This window comes from Janthinobacterium aestuarii (genome assembly GCF_046113285.1).
Lineage (GTDB): Bacteria > Pseudomonadota > Gammaproteobacteria > Burkholderiales > Burkholderiaceae_D > Janthinobacterium.
Genome location: NZ_CP142524.1, coordinates 5,317,757 through 5,334,622, shown reverse-complemented (window position 1 = coordinate 5,334,622; position 16,866 = coordinate 5,317,757). Strand labels below are relative to the sequence as shown.

Genomic DNA, 16,866 nt, shown 5'->3' with positions numbered 1-16,866 from the left:
AAAGGCGCCTTGCGGCGCCTTTTGCATTGCGGCATTGCTTGCGATTACACGTAGGCCGCCAGCGCGCCCTTCATTTTCTTCAGCGCCGCCACTTCGATCTGGCGGATGCGCTCGGCCGATACGCCGAACTCTTCCGCCAGCGCGTGCAAGGTGGCGCCGGAGCCGTCGTCGTTGGCCAGCCAGCGCGCTTCGATGATGCGGCGCGAACGGGCGTCCAGCTTCGACAAGGCCGTTTCCAGACCTTCCGATTGCAGGCGCGTCACTTGTTCCGCTTCCAGCACCTTGGTCGGCTCGCTTTGCTCCGACGACAGATAGGCGATCGGCGAAAACTTGTCGTCTTCATCGTCGGTCGGCGACTCCAGCGCGATGTCGCGGCCGCTCAAGCGCGTTTCCATTTCGATCACTTCTTCGCGCTTCACGTCGAGCAGCTTGGCCAGCGCATCGATCTGCTTCGGCGTCATCGCATCGAGGCCCGTCTTGTGGCTGCGCAGGTTGAAGAACAGCTTGCGCTGTGCCTTCGTCGTCGCGACCTTGACCAGGCGCCAGTTTTTCAGGATGTACTCATGCATCTCGGCTTTCACCCAGTGCATGGCGTACGACACCAGGCGCACGCCCTGGTCCGGATCGAAACGTTTCACGGCTTTCATCAAGCCGATATTGCCTTCCTGAATCAGGTCGGCGTGCGGCAAGCCATAGCCCAGATAGCCGCGGGCAATCGAGACCACCAGGCGCAGGTGCGACAGCACCAGCTCTTGCGCGGCGGCCAGGTCATTTTTTTCGCGCAGGCGTTTCGCCAGCGAAATTTCTTCGTCGTGGGTCAACATGGGCAGACGGTTCACGGCCGAAATATAGGCGTCGATATTGCCCAGATTGCCAGTGAACCCGAGGCCCAGCGCATTACTTTTGGTCGGAACCAATGCGGATGTTGCGGACATCATAGTCATGTTTTCTCCCTCGTAGTCTTGCTTTGTTCCAGTTGGCCACATCACACGATGTGGCCCGATTGTCTGTTCTGTTTTGCGTATTCGGTCTTGCACTTTGCAGATCGCGGCACCATCTTCATCTGGCGTCCATGGCGGTTCTGCTGTTGGTATGTCCCTATATTAGCACTCTCTGCCTGAGAGTGCCAATCAGCACATTTAATCGTCCTGATAGCCTAAATGCTATGGTGATTTAATGCTTGATATATATCTCTGAACAGCGCGAGATAGCGCTTTACGACAACATGGCCAGTCTACGGCCTCTGGCTGAAGCGAGCCTTAAGAATACTTGCTAAATATCAAGATAACAGCAGATGGGGATGGCGAGGCGCATGGCGGCGCCAGGAGCGCCGCCATGGAAAGGAAGGTCAGTTCAGGCGCGCCAGGTGGCGCTGTACGCAGAGGAAGGCGCCGATCAGGCCCAGGCCGGCGCTGACGGCCAGCAAGCCGGCCATCGGCAGCGGCGCCAGCGGCACCAGCTGAAATTCGGACGCATACAGGCGTGCAAACTCGGCAATCGCGGTATTGAGCGGCTGCAAGGCCAGCGCCACGGCGCCCAGCGCCAGCGCACCGGCGCACAGGCCCAGCAGGGCACCCGTGTAATAGAAGGGGCGGTGGATGAAAGTATCGGTGGCGCCGATCAGTTTCGAGATGCTGATTTCATCGCGCTGCTGCATCACTTGCAGGCGGATGGTATTGAAGACCACGGCGATGACGGCCACGCCCAGGGTGATGGCCAGCAGCAGCAGCACCAGGCGCAGCACGCCCAGCAGGGCCGCCAGGCGCTTGACCCAGGCCGAATCGACTTGCGCCGATTCCACGCCGGGCAGGTGGCGCAACTGTTCCGCCACGGCATCGACGTCCTGCGCTTCGCTGGCGCTGCTGAAGGCGTCGAGTTTCAGCACATAGCTGTCGGGCAGGGGATTGTCGCCCAGGGTGCTCAGCACGTCGGCCAGGCCGTTCTTGTTCTTCAGCGTATCGAGCGCCTGTTCGCGCGGGATGAAGACGATCTTCGCCTTTTGCTCGCCGACGATCTTGCGCATGGCGCTGGCCAGGGCCACGGCTTGCTCGCGCGGCGTGTCGATCTTCAGGAAGACGCTGATTTCCGGGTCGACCGACATCTGTTCCGACATGGGGCGCACATTGTCGAGCATGGTCAAGCCGGCGAACGGCAGCGACAGGGCGATGGCGACGACGAGCACGTTCAACAGGAAGCCGCCTGGCGACTTGCGCAAGTGAATCAGCGCCGAACCGAGCGCGAAGCGGTGTTGACGGAACCAGCCTCTCATGCCTGTTCTCCCTGCGCATCGTCCTGGTCGGGGGCGGGCGCGAAATCGGGATCGGGTGGCGCGAAGACGGGCGCCTGCGTGGCCTTGTCGATGGCGACCAGCTGGCCGTTCTTCAGGTGGATCACGCGGGCGGCGGCGTCGAGCATCTGTTCGTCATGGCTGGAAATGAGGCAGGTCACGCCCACCGAGTGGAATGCTTTGAGGGCGTCGAGCACCTTGTTGGCGCTGGCGCGGTCCAGGTTGGCCGTCGGTTCGTCGGCCAGAATGATCTGCGGCCGGTTGACGATGGCGCGCGCGATCGATACGCGCTGCTGCTCGCCGCCCGACAGCGACAGCGGACGCGCCATGGCGCGGTCCAGCAATCCCACCTTGTCGAGCGCGGCGCGCGCGCGCTGCTCGGCGGCAACTTTATGCGCGCCGACGACGAGCAGCGGCAGCATGACGTTGGCCAGGATGGAGCGGTCGTTCAGCAGTTTTTGTTGCTGGAAGATCAGGCCCATGTTACGGCGCAAAAACGGCACGCCGGCCGGCTTGATCTTCGCCATGTCCTGGCCATTGACGATCAGCTTGCCCGACGTGGGGCGTTCCATGGCGGCGATCATTTTCAGCAAGGTGGACTTGCCGGCGCCGGACGGGCCGGCCAGGAAGACCAGCTCGCCCTTGGCAATACTGAGCGAAATGTCGCTGAGCGCCACGGCGTCGGGGGAGTATTGCTTGGAGACGTGCTGAAATTCAATCATGTATAGGCTTATCCGAGCAGCGCTTCGACAAATTCGGCAGCCACGAAAGGCTGCAAGTCTTCAATTTTCTCACCGATGCCGATGAAATACACGGGCACGGGGCGCACGCGGGCAATCGCCGCCAGCACGCCGCCCTTGGCGGTACCGTCCAGCTTGGTGATCACCAGGCCGCTCAGCTGCAGGGCATCGTCGAAGGCCTTCACTTGCGTGAGGGCGTTCTGGCCCGTGTTGCCGTCGATGACGAGCAGGGTTTCATGCGGTGCGCCCTCCATGCCCTTGCCGATCACGCGCTTGATTTTCTTCAATTCTTCCATCAAGTGCAACTGCGTCGGCAGGCGGCCGGCCGTGTCGACCATGACCACGTCGATGCCGCGCGCCTTCGCCGATTGCACGGAGTCGTAGGCCACGGCGGCCGGGTCGCCCGATTCCTGCGAAATCACGGTAACGTTGTTGCGCTCGCCCCAGACCATCAGCTGCTCGCGCGCGGCGGCGCGGAAGGTGTCGCCCGCGGCCAGCAGCACGGACTGGTTGTTCGACTGCATGTGCTTGGCCAGCTTGCCGATGGTGGTGGTCTTGCCCGCGCCATTGACGCCGGAAATCATCATCACCAGCGGCTTGTGGCGGCCCAGCTCGAAGCGCTTTTCCAGCGGCGAGAGCAGCTCGATCAGCAGCACTTTCAGCGCGGCCTTGACGGCGGCTGCGTCGAGCAGCTTGTCTTCCTTGACCTTTTTCTTCAATTCCGTGAGCAGGAATTCGGTGGCGTCGATGCCGGCGTCGGACATCAGCAGCGCCGCTTCCAGCTCTTCGTACAGGGCGTCGTCGATCTTCGCGCCGACGAACAGCACGGACAAGGTGTTCGAGGTTTTCGACAGGCCCGCCTTCAGGCGCGTCATCCACGATTTTTTCTCGGGTTCGGCGGCCACGATCACGGGCACGAGCTCGGCCGGCGCGCCGCTCAGGGGCGTAGCGGCTGGCTGCGGTGCGGGCGGCGTGGCGGGAAGGACGAGGGGCTCGGCTGGTGCGGCCTCGGGAGCGATGGGTTTTTTCTTGAAGAAACTAAACATGGATGTGTGGTGGCGGGTGCTGACCTAAGGCCCGGCGGCGCCGGACACTGTGTTACGGGCTATTCTACCAGAGCGCGCCCGGCCCTTCATGCTTTACTGTTCGATTGGCAACATTGCGTGCCTATCCACGGAGATCGCCGCAGTTGCCGCGCTTTTCAACGGGTTCAATGCGTTTGCAGGGCCAGCGCCTGGTGGCGGCGGCGCCAGTCGGCGATGCTTTCGTCGACTTGCCGCAAGTCCAGCACATGCAGGAAAGAAGGGGGCTGCTTGTACAGCACGGGACTGCGTCCCCCTGCCCACAATTCCATGCTTGGCGGCAAGTTCGCATGCAGTTGCTGCAGGCTGTCGCGCGTCTGCCGCTGCTTGCTGGCGCTGGAAAACGACAGCGCCACGATATCGGCCCGCTGCGCGCGGGCGGCCGCGACGATGTCCGTCAGCGGCGTTTCCACTCCCAGCGACATGCAATGGGCGCCGGCCGCCGCGCACAGCGCCTCGGCCATCAGCAGCCCCAGGCCATGACGCTCCTGCGGCAAGGTACTGAGCACGATGCGTGGCGTGCGCGTCGATGGGCTGCTTGCCTGCGGCAGGGAAAAGATGGCGTGGCGCATCACCGTTTGCAAGGTTTCGCTATACAGATGCTCTTCATACACGGCCAGGTCGCCGCAAGCCCACGCCTCGCCCACCATGCCCGTCAGGGGGGCGATCACGTCGATGGTGAACGCTTTCAAGCCCAGCACGGCCAGCGCCTGGCGCAGGGCGTCCCCCAGTTCCGCCATCTGGTGGCCGTGGCACAGCGACAGGTAGTGTTCGAGCTGCGGAGGCGGCGTTGACGGCGCCGCACTGCCGGCGCTGGCCAGCTGCTGCAGTTGCACGGTGCTGTGCTGCATGATTTTTCCCGGACGAAAGCCGAGGTCCAGCAGGCGCTTGACCATGCGCAACTTCTGCACTTGCTCGGCCGGGTAGCTGCGTTCGCCAAAGGCGTCGCGCTGAGGCTGGGGAAAAGCGTAGCGGCGCTCCCAGACACGCAAGGTTTCCTTGGCCAGCCCGGTATCGCGCTCGACATCGCTGATGCTGAAGGCGGAAGTAGGTTGCAGGTCAGTATCCATACCAGGGGCTTGCTCGCATGCCAAAAAGAACGTGGAGTGCATTTTACGCCTTCCGCCGCCCCGGACCAAATAGCTGAATCCGATTGGAAATTGCCGACGTATAAGTTGTGGAACGGCCGAGGGCGCTCATTGACATAAATCAATATTTCATCGATTATCCATGAGGCTCGTTTTGTCCAGGACAAACTTAATACAGGTGTACTCATGAAAATTGCCGTCGTCGGAGCAGGAATTGCAGGTTTGTCGTGTGCCTATCGCCTGGCGCAGGCGGGCCAGGACGTGACCTTGTACGAGGCGGGCGACTATTTTGGCGGCCACAGCCATACGGTCGATGTCACGCTCGATGGCGTCACGCATGGCGTCGACACGGGTTTCCTCGTGTTTAACCACGCCACCTATCCGAACCTGGTGCAACTGTTTGACGAACTCGGTGTCGAGGCGGCCGACAGCGACATGTCGTTTTCCGTGAAGATGCCGCTGGGCACCTCGTCCGATGCCCGCGTGCTGGAATGGGCGGGCGCCAATTTCGATACCGTGTTCACGCAGCGCAGCAATCTGTTGCGCCCCGCCTTCCTGCGCATGCTGCGCGATATCGTGCGCTTCAACCGCCAGGCCAGCGCCCTGGCCATGGCCAGCGTGCCGGCGCCGGCCATGTCGCTCGGCGAGTTCCTTGATCTGCACAATTATGGCGACGAGTTCCGTCACTGGTATCTGTTGCCCATGGCCGCCTGCATCTGGTCGTGCCCGGCGCGCCAGATGCTGGCCTTTCCCTTGGCCACCTTCATCCGTTTCTGCCACAACCACGGCTTGCTGCAAGTGAGCAACCGGCCGCAATGGCGTACGGTGCGCGGCGGTGCGCGCGTGTACGTGGAAAAACTGCTGGCAGGCATTGCGCAGCAGCGCCTGGCGTGTCCCGTGCTGGCCGTGCGCCGCCAGCCGCACGATGGCGCGCGCATGGTCGAGCTGCATACGGCGGCCGGCGTCGAGCATGCCGATCATGTGGTGCTCGCTTGCCACAGCGACCAGTCGCTAGCCCTGCTGGCGGACATCCGCGACGACGAGCGCTCCGTGCTTGAAGCCGTGCGCTACCAGCCAAACCGGGCCGTGCTGCATACGGATGCGTCTTGCCTGCCGCAGCGCCGCCGCGCCTGGTCGGCCTGGAATTACCAGGGCCGGCCGGCCGCGCAGGAGGGCGAATCGCCGCAGGTATGCGTCCACTATTTGCTGAACCAGCTGCAGCCGCTGCCGTTTACGACGCCCGTCATCGTCTCGCTCAATCCGCTCGACGAGCCGGACCCGGCCAAGGTCATCGACGCGTTTTCGTATGCCCACCCCGTGTTCGATGGCGCGGCCATTGCGGCCCAGGCGCGCCTGGCCGGTTTCCAGGGCGCGCAGCACACGTGGTTTGCGGGCGCCTGGACGGGCTATGGTTTCCATGAAGACGGTTTGAAGTCGGGCCTGGCCGTGGCGCAAATACTCAATGGCATGGCGGCGGCGGAGCTCGGCCATGCCGCGTAATTCATCGCCGTCCGTGCCGCCGCAGCCCCAGCTGTGTCTGGGGCGGGTGCGGCATGCGCGGCTGCGTCCGCGCGCGCATGCTTTCAGTTACGGCATGTTTTATCTGCGCCTGCCCTTGCGCAGCCTGGGCGCGCACGATTTTCCTGCCCGCTTGATCTCGCGCAACGGCGCCAATGTGCTGTCCTTCCGCGACAGCGACCATGGCGATGGCACGACGCCGCTGCTGGAGTGGATCGATGGCTTGCTGCGCCAGCAAGGCGTGCTCGACGCGGGCGGCGAAATCTGGCTGCAAACCATGCCGCGCATGTTCGGCTATGTGTTCAATCCCGTCAGCTTCTGGTTTTGCCACCGTACGGATGGCGCCTTGCGCGCCGTGGTCTGCGACGTGCGCAATACCTTCGGCGAGCGCCACCTGTACCTGCTCGAGCAGGGCGGGCCCATCGCGTATGGCAGCGAATTGCAGGCCAGAAAAATTTTCCACGTGTCGCCATTTTGCAAGGTGGAAGGGCATTACCGCTTCCGTTTCCTGCGCAACACTGAAAAGGATGGCGAGCGCCACCTGGCCCGGGTCGATTACGACGACATTAACGGTCCTGTTTTGCAGACGAGCTTGTCCGGTACGGCGCGGCCGCTGCGCGATGGCGCCATCGCCTGGGCTCTGCTGCGCTACCCGTTGATGACGTTTGGCGTGATGGCGCGCATCCATTGGCAAGCCTTGCGCCTGTGGCTGCGCCGCGTGCCGTTTTTCAGCAAACCCCACCCTCCACAAGAAAAGGTGTCCCGATGAGCTCCGACTCCCTGCCGACCGGCCTGCATGCGCGCAGCAGCGCGTGTCCCGCGCACTTGCCCGACCACACGCACCTGGATATGCCCGCTTCCGGGCGCATGATCGTGCGCCTGCTGCAAAAGCTGCAATATGGCGCCCTGCGACTGCGCACGCCGGATGGCAGTATCTTGCTGTACGGCGATGGCAGCCAGCCCGTTACCCTGGACTTGCACAACTGGCGCCTGTGTTCCGCCGTGTTGCGCTCGGGCGATATCGGCTTTGCGGAAACGTTTATCGCCGGCGACTGGCGCACGGACAATTTGCCGGGTTTGATCGAGCTGATGATACGCAACCGCGCGCAGATTGAATCGCTGATCTACGGCAACTGGTGGGGCAACCTGGTCTACAAGCTGCGGCATTTGCTCAACCGCAATTCGCGCGCCGGCAGCAAGAAGAATATCCACGCCCATTACGACATCGGCAACGCCTTTTATCAGTTGTGGCTGGATCCGTCGATGACGTATTCGAGTGCTCTGTTTGCCGAAGGCGCCAGCCTGGAGCAGGCGCAATGGGCGAAATACCGGCGCATTGCCGATCAGCTTCAACTGCGGCCAGGCGCCAAGGTGCTGGAAATCGGCTGCGGCTGGGGCGGTTTTGCGGAAACGGCGGCGCGCAGCTACGGCGCCCACGTGACGGGCCTGACCTTGTCGACCGAACAGCTGGCGTATGCGCGCCAGCGCCTGCAGGACGCGGGGCTGGCGGCGCAGGCCGACCTGCAGCTGTGCGATTACCGCGACAGCGCCGGCCAGTACGACGCCATCGCCTCGATCGAGATGTTCGAAGCCGTAGGGCAAAGCTACTGGCCCGGCTATTTCGCCTGTGTGGCGCGCAACCTGAAGCCGGGCGGCCGCGCCTGCATCCAGACCATCGTCATCGCCGACGACTTGTTCGAGCGCTACAGCAAGAGCACGGATTTCATTCAACAGTATATTTTTCCGGGCGGCATGCTGCCGTCGCCGGCCGAGTTCCGCCGCGCCGCCGAGGCGCAGGGCTTGCGCGTGGAAGACGCCTTCCGCTTTGGCCTCGATTATGCGGAAACCCTGCGCCAGTGGCGCGCCAGCTTCCTGGCCCAGCGCACGGCGCTGGAAAAGCAGGATTTCGATGGCCGTTTCCTGCTGACCTGGGAGTTTTACCTCGCGTATTGCGAGGCCGCCTTCCAGGCGCACAACACGGATGTGATGCAATTTACTCTGGTGAAGGACTGACCATGCGCCGCTTGCTTGCCACTGTTGTGCTGTCATTGACCATGTTGGGTGCCGCGGCCGCGCCGCCTGCCTTTGTCGCCGCCGACGTGCCCGAAGCCCGGCTGGCGGGCGAGGGCGAATACACGTGGTTCGGCATGCGTATTTATCGGGCACAACTGTGGGTGGGACCGCAGGGCTACCAGGGCGCGGCGTCGGCAACGGCGCCGTTTGTGCTGGAATTGCGCTATGCGCGCTCGCTCGACGGCAAGAAGATCGCCGAAGCCAGTTATGAACAGATGCAGAAAATCGGCGCCGGCACGCCGGAGCAGCGCCTGGCCTGGCTGTCCACCATGCAGCGCATCTTTCCTGACGTCAAAGAGGAGCAGCGTATCGCGGGCGTCTACCGGGCCGGCATCGCGCCCGGCGTGCGCTTTTATCTCGATGGCAAGGTGCTGGCCGACGTGAGCGATGGCGATTTCGCGCGCGCGTTTTTTGCCATCTGGCTCTCGCCGTCGACCACGGCGCCCAAGCTGCGCGCGGCCTTGCTGCAGAGTGCGGCGCCGCTGCCATGAACGCCGGGGCCAGCGCGTTGAGCTTGCCGGCCCTGTTCAGCTACGGCCTGTTCGGCTTGCCGCTGGCCATGCTGGCGCTGCCCATCTATATCTATGTGGCACCGTTTTATGCGCAGCGCAGCAACCTTGACCTGGCGCAGATCGGTGCCGTGCTGCTGGCGGCGCGCATCGCCGCCGCCTTCATCGATCCGGCCCTGGGCGCCTGGATGGCGCGTGGCGGGCGCAGTTATGCCATGCTTGTCGGCGCCGCGTTGCCCTTGCTGCTGCTGGGCTTTGGCGCGCTGTTCCATCCGCCCTCGATGCCGCAAGCGGCGACGCTGGCCTGGTTCCTGGCCGCCTTGCTGCTCGTCTACACGGCCTATGGCCTGGCCGGCATCGCGCACCAGAGCTGGGGCGCGGCGCTCACCCAGGCGTCCACGCAGCGGGCGCGGGTGGCGGCCGTGCGCGAAGGCTGCGGCTTGCTGGGCGTGATCCTGGCGGCCGGGCTGACTTCCGTGCTCGGTTATGACGGCTTGTCGCTGGCCTTTGCCTTCTGCCTGCTGGCGGCGGGGGCGCTGCTGCTGGCGCGCGCGCCGCGTCCCGTTGTGCGCAGTGCCGGGGAAGCGGTTTCCGGCAATGGCTGGAAGCTGCCGTTTCGCCAGCGCGCGTTCCGCTGGCTGTTTGCCGTCCTGCTCGTCAATGGCGTGGCGGCCGCCATCCCCGCCACCCTGTTCCTGTTCTTTGCCGGCGACTATTTGCGCCTGGGGCATTACGCGGGACCGTTCCTGATCGTCTACTTTTGCGCGGCGGCCGCCTCGATGCCCGTGTGGGTGGCCCTGGCGCGCCGGTTTGGCGAAGCGCGCGCCTGGGGCGGCGCCATGCTGCTGGCCGCGACCGTGTTTGTCTGGGCGTATGGCCTGGGCGCGGGCGCCGCCTGGGGCTTTGCCGCCATCTGCCTGCTGTCGGGCCTGGCGCTGGGTGCCGACCTGGCCTTGCCGCCGGCCCTGCTGGCAGGGCTGATCGGCGCGGCCGGCCATGCCGGGCGGCACGAAGCGGCATATTTCGGCTGGTGGAACTGGGGCGTGCAAATGAGCCTGGCGCTGGCGGCCGGCATCGCCTTGCCCCTGCTGGCCTGGCTCGGCTATGTGCCTGGCAACAGCAGCGGCGGTTTGCCGGCCCTGGCTGCCGCCTACGCCTTGCTGCCCTGCGCCTTGAAACTGCTGGCGGCGCTGCTGCTGTGGCGCGCGCCGCTACAACATATATATAGTGAACCCGGGGAGTATCGACCATGTACCTGATGAAATGCTGCCGGCGCGGCATGACGGCCGCCGCCTTGCTGCTGGCGCTGGCCGCCTGTTCCACGCCGCCCACGCCCGCCACTTACGCGCATGAAACACCCAAGCTGGACCTGCAACAGTACTTCAACGGCACGCTCGACGCCCACGGCATCTTCCAGGACCGCTCCGGCAAGGTCGTGAAACGCTTCACCGTCGTGATGCGGGCCAGCTGGGCGGGCGAGACGGGTACCCTGGACGAGGATTTCACGTATTCGGACGGCAGCCGCCAACGGCGCATATGGACCTTGCGCAAGACGGCGCCCGGGCGCTTCATCGGCACGGCGCCCGACGTGATCGGCGAGGCCGTCGGCGAAGTGGCCGGCAATGCCTTGCGCTGGCAATACGTGCTGGCGCTGCCCGTCGATGGCACGGTCTACCACGTCGACTTCGAGGACTGGATGTTCCTGATGGATGACAAGGTCATGCTGAACCGCGCCGCCATGAGCAAGTTCGGCTTCAGCCTGGGCGCCGTCACTTTATCGTTCAGCAAACGTCCGCAGGCGGCCCCATGAATCGCAAGATCACCAGCTGGGCCGGCAAGCATGTGTGGATCATCGGCGCTTCCAGCGGCATCGGCGCCGCCTGCGCCACCCTGCTGCTGGAGCAGGGCGCCAGCGTGGCCTTGTCGGCGCGTCACCGCGCCAGCCTCGAGCAGTTGTGCGAGGGGCAGCCGCTGGCGCAGGCATTGCCGCTCGATGTCACCCAGCACGCGCAGTTGCGGGCTGTCTGCGTAGAGTTGCAGCGGCAGTGGACGCATATCGACCTGATACTGGTGGTCGCTGGCGGTTATCAGGCCATGCGCGCCGATAGCTTCGACCTTGAGGCGGCGCAGGGCTTGCTGGCCCTGAATGTGGGCGGCATCTTCAATTGCCTGGAGCAGGCCTTGCCGTGGCTGTTGCGCCAGGGCAGCGGCGGCATCGGCATCGTCGCCTCGGTGGCCGGCTATGGCGGCTTGCCCAAGGCGCTCGCATATGGCGCCAGCAAGGCTGCGCTGATCAATCTGACGGAGTCGCTGTATCTGGACCTGCATCCACGCGGGATTGATGTATATCAAATCAACCCCGGTTTTGTCGCCACGCCTTTGACGGCGGACAACGATTTCACCATGCCGGCCCTGATGACGGCGCAGGACGCGGCCGCCGCCATGCTCGACGGCATCGAGCGGGGGCAGTTTCACATCCACTTTCCCAAACGCTTTACCAATACCCTGCGCCTGGCGCGGCTGTTGCCGTACCGCGCCTATTTCTGGCTGATCCGCAAGGTGACGGGCGTATGAGCACAAGCATGCTGGACACGGAAGGCGTGGAACAGGCGCTGGCGCGTCTGGTGGCATTTTACGAGCACCTGAGCCTGGAAAGCCTGGCCCAGCTGGGGGCCGTGTACGCGCCGGACGCCCATTTCAAGGACCCGTTCAACGAGGTGAAGGGGCATGCCGCCATTCTGGCCATCTTCGAGCACATGTTCGTGCAGGTTGATGCGCCCCGGTTTGTCGTGCTGGAAAGCCTGGGGCAGGGGCAACAAGCCTTTCTGACCTGGGAGTTTCGCTTCCGCATGAAACGACTGGTATCTGGCGAACAATGCATACGCGGCGCCACACATGTGCGCTTCGATGCGCAGGGGCGGGTGCTCGTGCACCGCGATTATTGGGATGCGGCGGAAGAGTTGTATGAAAAACTGCCGTTGCTGGGCTCTTTCATGCGCCTGCTCCGGCGCGCAAGCCAGCGTTAAAGCTTGTTTCTCTATGCTTTTAAGAAAAAAATGCAAAAAAGAGAAAGTAAAGATGTGAAATGGGGCCGCTGAAAACTTGATTTCGGTCAAAGTGTCGTTTTTTAGACACAAAAATATCAAAATATTGAGAAGGCAACATTGTAAGAAATTGTTTCAAGTGATGCGCAATTTGCAAGCAAGAGTCGTACTCATCCGTTCCAATCGGATGGTGGAAGCGTAGTCTGAAAAACATGGAAAACATTTCTATGTGAGCAATTTAAATTACCGGAAAGTCAGTAATTGTGTTGATACTCTGCCTATTTTTTTGACGCGTGCGCCGACGTCGAAAATAGCGCCTACGCCCCTGAATAATGCGGCAACGCACCAAAAATGGGCGCATGCATTCCCGTTTTTGGGCATTCGGCAGCAAACATTGCCGATGCCGTGTATGCTTCGTCCCGTTTATCCATTATCGCCTGACAAATTGTGCGCTTTGTCGCGTAAATCTTGGAGGGGAAATGAGGGGTAAAGCATGTTGACGTTTTAATCACTCGCCTGATACTGTTGCACTAATACAACGGGTGTCGACTAGGCATGCGCTATGATGGAATGGTCAATCAGGCCAATGCATTGGTTGGCAAGGGGCACTGGCTCTGTCGCGTAGTACGGTTGGCGATGGTCGGGATGCCTGAAAAAGCCCCCGGCCTGGTACCGGAAGTAACATGTTGGAACTTGATGGAATGTGAAACGGTCGTTATAGTGCCGCTTCCGGTGCCGTTTGAGCACCGAACCGGCGCACGAATAACGGTCGTTATGCAGCCTTCAAGCTTATCGGTGCAATAGCGTGCCGATACCGATATGAATGTTCCTCTGACCGGAACAGCAATGTGGCAGGTGGAGACCTTGCCCTCACTCATAAAAAGCGCTCTGCTAGAGCGCAGCTCGAGATGCATAGGCTGTATTACTTTTTGCTTCAAAAATTAAAGGAAATCGCAATGAAAAAAACTCTGATCACCCTGGCAGTTCTGGCAGCAGCCACTGGCGTAGCCCAAGCTCAATCGAGCGTTGTTATCTACGGTACCGTTGACGCTGGTTTCGTCAGCGAGCGCGGCGGTGTTAACGGCAACGTTAACAAACTGGACAGCGGCATTGCTTCGGCTTCCCGTATCGGCTTCAAAGGCACCGAAGATCTGGGCAGCGGCCTGTCGGCACTGTTCGTTCTGGAATCGGGCTTCGGCGTTGACAACGGTCAACAAGACGTTGCAGGCAGCTTGTTCAACCGTCAAGCTTACGTTGGTCTGAGCAGCAAAACGACCGGTACCCTGACCCTGGGTCGTCAATACACCCCTTGGTACAACACCCTGTCGAAAGTTGCTGATCCATTCGCAGCTGGCTACGCTGGTTCCGCTAAGAACCTGTTCCCATCGAACACCCGCACCAGCAACACCGTGCTGTACACCTCGCCAAACTTCAACGGCTTTGACGCTGACGTGGCTTACACCTTCGGCGAGCAAGCTGAGTCGAACAAAATCGGCCGCAAAATCGGCGCGTCGGCTGGCTACTCGAACGGTCCTTTGAACGCTCGTATCGCTTACAACAACACCAGCAACGACACCGCAACGACCGAAACCGGTAGCGGCCGTAACTGGTTGGCTGCAGCTAACTACGACTTCGCAGTTGCTAAAGCTTACATCGCATACGGCGCAAACAAAGGCCAAAACAGCGCCATCCGCAACAACGGCAATGTTAACGCGTTTAACTACACTTCGGCTGGCTACAGCACCGACAGCAACAACATCCTGGTCGGCGCAACCGTACCTGTTGGCCCAGCTGGCACCGTAATGGCTTCGTTCATCCGCACGAACGACAAAACCGCTGCTAACGCTGATGCTGATCAATGGGCACTGGGCTACTCGTACGCTCTGTCGAAGCGCACCAGCACCTACGCTTCGTACGCTAAAATCAAGAACAAAAACAACGCTGGCTACACCGTTGGTAACAACAGCAATGTTGGTACGGGCGACAAAGCCTTCAACGTTGGCGTTCGTCACTCGTTCTAATATTCGCGCAAGCGAAGCTTAGTACCGCTGCCAGCATCCCTTCGGGGATGCTGATAAGCAAGGAAACGCGCTGTCTGGCTTCGGCCTGGCGGCGCGTTTTTGCATTGGCGGCGCCAGTTATAATGGCGCCGTTACCCAAGTAAAGGAATGCCATGTATTCATTCACCTCGCCGCGCCTGGCCGCCATGCTGGCCGCGCTGCTGCTCGCTGGCGCCACGGGCGCCGCTGTTGCCGCCGTCAAGGGCAAGAAGCCGGCCGGACTGGAGCGCTATGGCGTGGCCGTCTATTCGGACCTGTGCCTGCAAAAGGATAGCGGCGAAATCGGCGGCCAGCGCGTCACCCTGCACCGCTTTGCCGAGGCCGATTCCGTCATCTATGAATTCACGGCAGGCGCCCTGAGCTGGCCTATCGTGGCCAACGACGTCAACCTGGACGCCGCCACGGGCGCCTTCGACTTCACCATCGCCGGCGCCGACAGCGAAGAGCGCACCATCGTCGGCAAGTTTTCCAAAGACGGGCAGACCCTGACCCTGGAAGGTGATTATTGCGGCGGCAACGTGCGCATGCCGATGAAACTGAGCCGCGTGCGCGATTTCGGCCGTCCCCTGAAAAACTGCACGCCATGCCCGTCGGTACCGGAAGCGCCGGCCGAGGCGGCGCCGGCCCAGGAAAGCGCGCCAGCGCCTGCCGCCTGAGTTATTGTGACTTGCGCATGAAAAAGGCCCGGTATCGACCGGGCCTTTGTTATTTCTCGCCTTGCAAGGGGCTTATTTGGCCGCCTGCGCCTTTTCCGCATTCGCGCGGATCGTCGCCAGTGTCGCGTTCGGCGTGATCAGGTTGCCGTCGTAGCGCAGTTCGATCAGGGCCGGCAAGTTGTGCGCCCTGGCGTGTGCCAGCGCCCGCTGCAGGGCAGGGGCGAACTCTTCCGTCGTATTCACCACTTCGCCATGCGCGCCATACGCCTGCGCCAGCGCCGCAAAATCGGGGTTGTGCAGGGTCGTGCCCGACACGCGGCCCGGGTAATCGCGTTCCTGGTGCATGCGGATGGTGCCGAACATCTGGTTATTGAAGACGATGATGACGACGCCCGCCTGGTATTGGACGGCCGTGGCCAGTTCCTGGCCATTCATCATGTATTCGCCATCGCCGGCGAAGGTGATGACGGTGCGCTCCGGGTGCACGATCTTCGCCGCCACGCCCGACGGCACGCCGTAGCCCATGGCGCCGTTCGTCGGCGCCAGCTGCGTGCGCATGCCGCCGTAGCGATAAAAACGGTGCGCCCACGAGGCGTAATTGCCGGCGCCGTTCGTCACGATGGTGTCGGCCGGCACCTGCGCCATGATTTCCTGCGTCACCTGCCACAGGTCCAGCGGCGCCTGGCCATCGCGGAAGATGGGCGGCTGCTCCTGGTAGGCGGCCAGCTCGGCCTTCGCTTCCGCGGGCGTATGTTTCCAGGCGGAAGCATCGACGGGGGCCATGGTGGCCAGCATGGCGCACACTTGCGGCATGCCGCTGTTGATCATCAGCTCGGCCTGGTAGACGCTGCCCAGCTCCTCGGCGTCCGTATGGATGTGCACCAGGTGCTGGCGCGGCACGGGCGAGTCGAACAGGGTGTAGCCGCCCGTCGTCATTTCTCCCAGGCGCGGGCCGATGGCGATGACCAGGTCGGCATTTTTTACGCGCGCGGCCAGTTTCGGGTTGATGCCGATGCCGACGTCGCCGATGTAGTTCGGGTGTGCATTGTCGAGCAAGTCCTGGAAGCGGAAGGCGCAGGCGACGGGCAGGTGGTTGCTTTCCGCGAACTGCTGCAGGTCGGCGCACGCTTGCGGCGTCCAGGTGGTGCCGCCGAGCAAGACCAGCGGCTGCTTCGCCGTCGCCAGCATGGCGCGCAGCTGCTGCAGCTGGGCGTCGGACGGCGCCGCCTGCACGCTCCGGTAGGCGCGCGTGTCGGCGACAGTCGCCATGGAAATGAGCATGTCTTCCGGCAGGGCCAGCACGACGGGGCCGGGACGCCCGCTGGTGGCGACCTGGAAGGCGCGCGCCAGGTATTCGGGGATGCGCTCGGCGCGGTCGATCTGCGCCACCCACTTGGCCATCTGGCCGTACATGCGGCGGTAGTCGATTTCCTGGAACGCTTCGCGGTCGACGAAATCGTTGCCCACCTGGCCGATGAACAGGATCATCGGGGTAGAGTCCTGGTAAGCCGTGTGCACGCCGATCGAGGCGTTGGTGGCGCCCGGACCGCGCGTGACGAAACAGATGCCCGGCTTGCCCGTCAGCTTGCCGTAGGCTTCGGCCATGAAGGCGGCGCCGCCTTCCTGGCGGTTGATGATGAAGCGGATGCCCGAGTCGTGCAGGGCGTCGAGCACGTCGAGGTAGCTTTCGCCAGGCACGCCAAAAGCGGTGTCGACACCGTGGATCTGCAGGGCATCGACCAGGATCTGGCCGCCGGTACGGGGTTGTTGCGTCATGTTCGGCTCTTTATATTCTAGTTGGGTGGCAAA

General features: G+C 62.6%; 16 protein-coding genes. 10 read left to right on the top strand and 6 right to left on the bottom strand.

All coding sequences use genetic code 11. The features are described from left to right. Positions 1-44: 44 nt before the first annotated feature. From rpoH to OX462_RS23900, 5 genes are all read right to left on the bottom strand, one after another. Positions 45-938 carry an RNA polymerase sigma factor RpoH gene (gene rpoH, locus OX462_RS23920; RefSeq protein ID WP_070222520.1) on the bottom strand — a complete coding sequence of 298 codons (894 nt, stop codon included), beginning with the start codon at positions 936-938 and terminating at the stop codon, positions 45-47. Positions 939-1,348: 410 nt separating this feature from the next. Further along, positions 1,349-2,269, bottom strand: coding sequence for a permease-like cell division protein FtsX (ftsX, locus tag OX462_RS23915; protein WP_070222518.1), 921 nt, complete (start codon positions 2,267-2,269; stop codon positions 1,349-1,351). Beyond that, complete coding sequence (locus OX462_RS23910; protein WP_070222516.1) at positions 2,266-3,009, bottom strand: cell division ATP-binding protein FtsE; 744 nt, start codon at positions 3,007-3,009, stop codon at positions 2,266-2,268. The genes ftsX and OX462_RS23910 overlap by 4 nt, the downstream gene beginning before the upstream one ends. Positions 3,010-3,017: 8 nt before the next feature. After that, entirely contained in the window at positions 3,018-4,073 is a 1,056-nt protein-coding gene (gene ftsY, locus OX462_RS23905) for a signal recognition particle-docking protein FtsY (protein WP_099409837.1), read from the bottom strand. A gap of 164 nt (positions 4,074-4,237) precedes the next feature. Continuing rightward, positions 4,238-5,179, bottom strand: coding sequence for a MerR family transcriptional regulator (locus OX462_RS23900; RefSeq protein ID WP_070222512.1), 942 nt, complete (start codon positions 5,177-5,179; stop codon positions 4,238-4,240). Between the two features lie 204 nt (positions 5,180-5,383). Here OX462_RS23900 and OX462_RS23895 point away from each other — a divergent pair, with 204 nt between their 5' ends. The 10 genes from OX462_RS23895 to OX462_RS23850 all read left to right on the top strand — a co-directional run bounded on the left by OX462_RS23895 (position 5,384) and on the right by OX462_RS23850 (position 15,057). Beyond that, on the top strand, positions 5,384-6,697 hold the full coding sequence (locus OX462_RS23895) for an NAD(P)/FAD-dependent oxidoreductase (protein WP_409027227.1): 1,314 nt from the start codon (positions 5,384-5,386) through the stop codon (positions 6,695-6,697). Then, the gene (locus OX462_RS23890) at positions 6,687-7,484 is read left to right on the top strand and encodes a DUF1365 domain-containing protein (protein ID WP_409027226.1); all 798 of its coding nucleotides are present in this window, start codon (positions 6,687-6,689) and stop codon (positions 7,482-7,484) included. The genes OX462_RS23895 and OX462_RS23890 overlap by 11 nt, the downstream gene beginning before the upstream one ends. Continuing rightward, positions 7,481-8,728: a class I SAM-dependent methyltransferase gene (locus OX462_RS23885; protein WP_409027225.1), complete on the top strand. Its 1,248-nt coding sequence runs from the start codon at positions 7,481-7,483 to the stop codon at positions 8,726-8,728. The genes OX462_RS23890 and OX462_RS23885 overlap by 4 nt, the downstream gene beginning before the upstream one ends. 2 nt (positions 8,729-8,730) lie before the next feature. Then, complete coding sequence (locus OX462_RS23880) at positions 8,731-9,279, top strand: chalcone isomerase family protein (RefSeq protein ID WP_409027224.1); 549 nt, start codon at positions 8,731-8,733, stop codon at positions 9,277-9,279. Beyond that, the gene (locus OX462_RS23875; RefSeq protein WP_409027223.1) at positions 9,276-10,556 is read left to right on the top strand and encodes an MFS transporter; all 1,281 of its coding nucleotides are present in this window, start codon (positions 9,276-9,278) and stop codon (positions 10,554-10,556) included. Before OX462_RS23880 ends, OX462_RS23875 begins: the two co-directional genes overlap by 4 nt. Further along, positions 10,547-11,107, top strand: coding sequence for a DUF3833 domain-containing protein (locus tag OX462_RS23870; protein ID WP_121668497.1), 561 nt, complete (start codon positions 10,547-10,549; stop codon positions 11,105-11,107). The genes OX462_RS23875 and OX462_RS23870 overlap by 10 nt, the downstream gene beginning before the upstream one ends. Beyond that, positions 11,104-11,871: an SDR family NAD(P)-dependent oxidoreductase gene (locus OX462_RS23865; protein WP_070312916.1), complete on the top strand. Its 768-nt coding sequence runs from the start codon at positions 11,104-11,106 to the stop codon at positions 11,869-11,871. The genes OX462_RS23870 and OX462_RS23865 overlap by 4 nt, the downstream gene beginning before the upstream one ends. Further along, positions 11,868-12,323 (top strand): nuclear transport factor 2 family protein, encoded by a 456-nt coding sequence (locus tag OX462_RS23860; protein WP_070222503.1) that lies wholly within the window; start codon positions 11,868-11,870, stop codon positions 12,321-12,323. The genes OX462_RS23865 and OX462_RS23860 overlap by 4 nt, the downstream gene beginning before the upstream one ends. A 974-nt stretch (positions 12,324-13,297) precedes the next feature. Then, positions 13,298-14,362, top strand: coding sequence for a porin (locus OX462_RS23855; protein WP_070222502.1), 1,065 nt, complete (start codon positions 13,298-13,300; stop codon positions 14,360-14,362). Positions 14,363-14,514: 152 nt separating this feature from the next. Continuing rightward, a complete protein-coding gene (locus OX462_RS23850; RefSeq protein WP_121668500.1) occupies positions 14,515-15,057 on the top strand; it encodes a hypothetical protein in 543 nt (180 codons plus the stop codon). Positions 15,058-15,129: 72 nt separating this feature from the next. Here the strand turns inward: OX462_RS23850 and OX462_RS23845 are convergent, their stop codons facing one another. Next, positions 15,130-16,833: a thiamine pyrophosphate-binding protein gene (locus OX462_RS23845; protein WP_070222836.1), complete on the bottom strand. Its 1,704-nt coding sequence runs from the start codon at positions 16,831-16,833 to the stop codon at positions 15,130-15,132. Between the last annotated feature and the right edge of the window lie 33 nt (positions 16,834-16,866).

What these genes read in the sequence shown, in the direction of transcription:
- OX462_RS23870 (WP_121668497.1), top strand. Translation starts at nt 10,547, where the DNA reads ATGTACCTGATGAAATGCTGCCGGCGCGGCATGACGGCCGCCGCCTTG.
- OX462_RS23885 (WP_409027225.1), top strand. Translation starts at nt 7,481, where the DNA reads ATGAGCTCCGACTCCCTGCCGACCGGCCTGCATGCGCGCAGCAGCGCG.
- OX462_RS23900 (WP_070222512.1), bottom strand. Translation starts at nt 5,179, where the DNA reads ATGGATACTGACCTGCAACCTACTTCCGCCTTCAGCATCAGCGATGTC.
- OX462_RS23890 (WP_409027226.1), top strand. Translation starts at nt 6,687, where the DNA reads ATGCCGCGTAATTCATCGCCGTCCGTGCCGCCGCAGCCCCAGCTGTGT.
- OX462_RS23910 (WP_070222516.1), bottom strand. Translation starts at nt 3,009, where the DNA reads ATGATTGAATTTCAGCACGTCTCCAAGCAATACTCCCCCGACGCCGTG.
- OX462_RS23865 (WP_070312916.1), top strand. Translation starts at nt 11,104, where the DNA reads ATGAATCGCAAGATCACCAGCTGGGCCGGCAAGCATGTGTGGATCATC.
- OX462_RS23855 (WP_070222502.1), top strand. Translation starts at nt 13,298, where the DNA reads ATGAAAAAAACTCTGATCACCCTGGCAGTTCTGGCAGCAGCCACTGGC.
- OX462_RS23895 (WP_409027227.1), top strand. Translation starts at nt 5,384, where the DNA reads ATGAAAATTGCCGTCGTCGGAGCAGGAATTGCAGGTTTGTCGTGTGCC.
- rpoH (WP_070222520.1), bottom strand. Translation starts at nt 938, where the DNA reads ATGATGTCCGCAACATCCGCATTGGTTCCGACCAAAAGTAATGCGCTG.
- OX462_RS23860 (WP_070222503.1), top strand. Translation starts at nt 11,868, where the DNA reads ATGAGCACAAGCATGCTGGACACGGAAGGCGTGGAACAGGCGCTGGCG.
- OX462_RS23875 (WP_409027223.1), top strand. Translation starts at nt 9,276, where the DNA reads ATGAACGCCGGGGCCAGCGCGTTGAGCTTGCCGGCCCTGTTCAGCTAC.
- OX462_RS23880 (WP_409027224.1), top strand. Translation starts at nt 8,731, where the DNA reads ATGCGCCGCTTGCTTGCCACTGTTGTGCTGTCATTGACCATGTTGGGT.
- ftsX (WP_070222518.1), bottom strand. Translation starts at nt 2,269, where the DNA reads ATGAGAGGCTGGTTCCGTCAACACCGCTTCGCGCTCGGTTCGGCGCTG.
- OX462_RS23850 (WP_121668500.1), top strand. Translation starts at nt 14,515, where the DNA reads ATGTATTCATTCACCTCGCCGCGCCTGGCCGCCATGCTGGCCGCGCTG.
- OX462_RS23845 (WP_070222836.1), bottom strand. Translation starts at nt 16,833, where the DNA reads ATGACGCAACAACCCCGTACCGGCGGCCAGATCCTGGTCGATGCCCTG.
- ftsY (WP_099409837.1), bottom strand. Translation starts at nt 4,073, where the DNA reads ATGTTTAGTTTCTTCAAGAAAAAACCCATCGCTCCCGAGGCCGCACCA.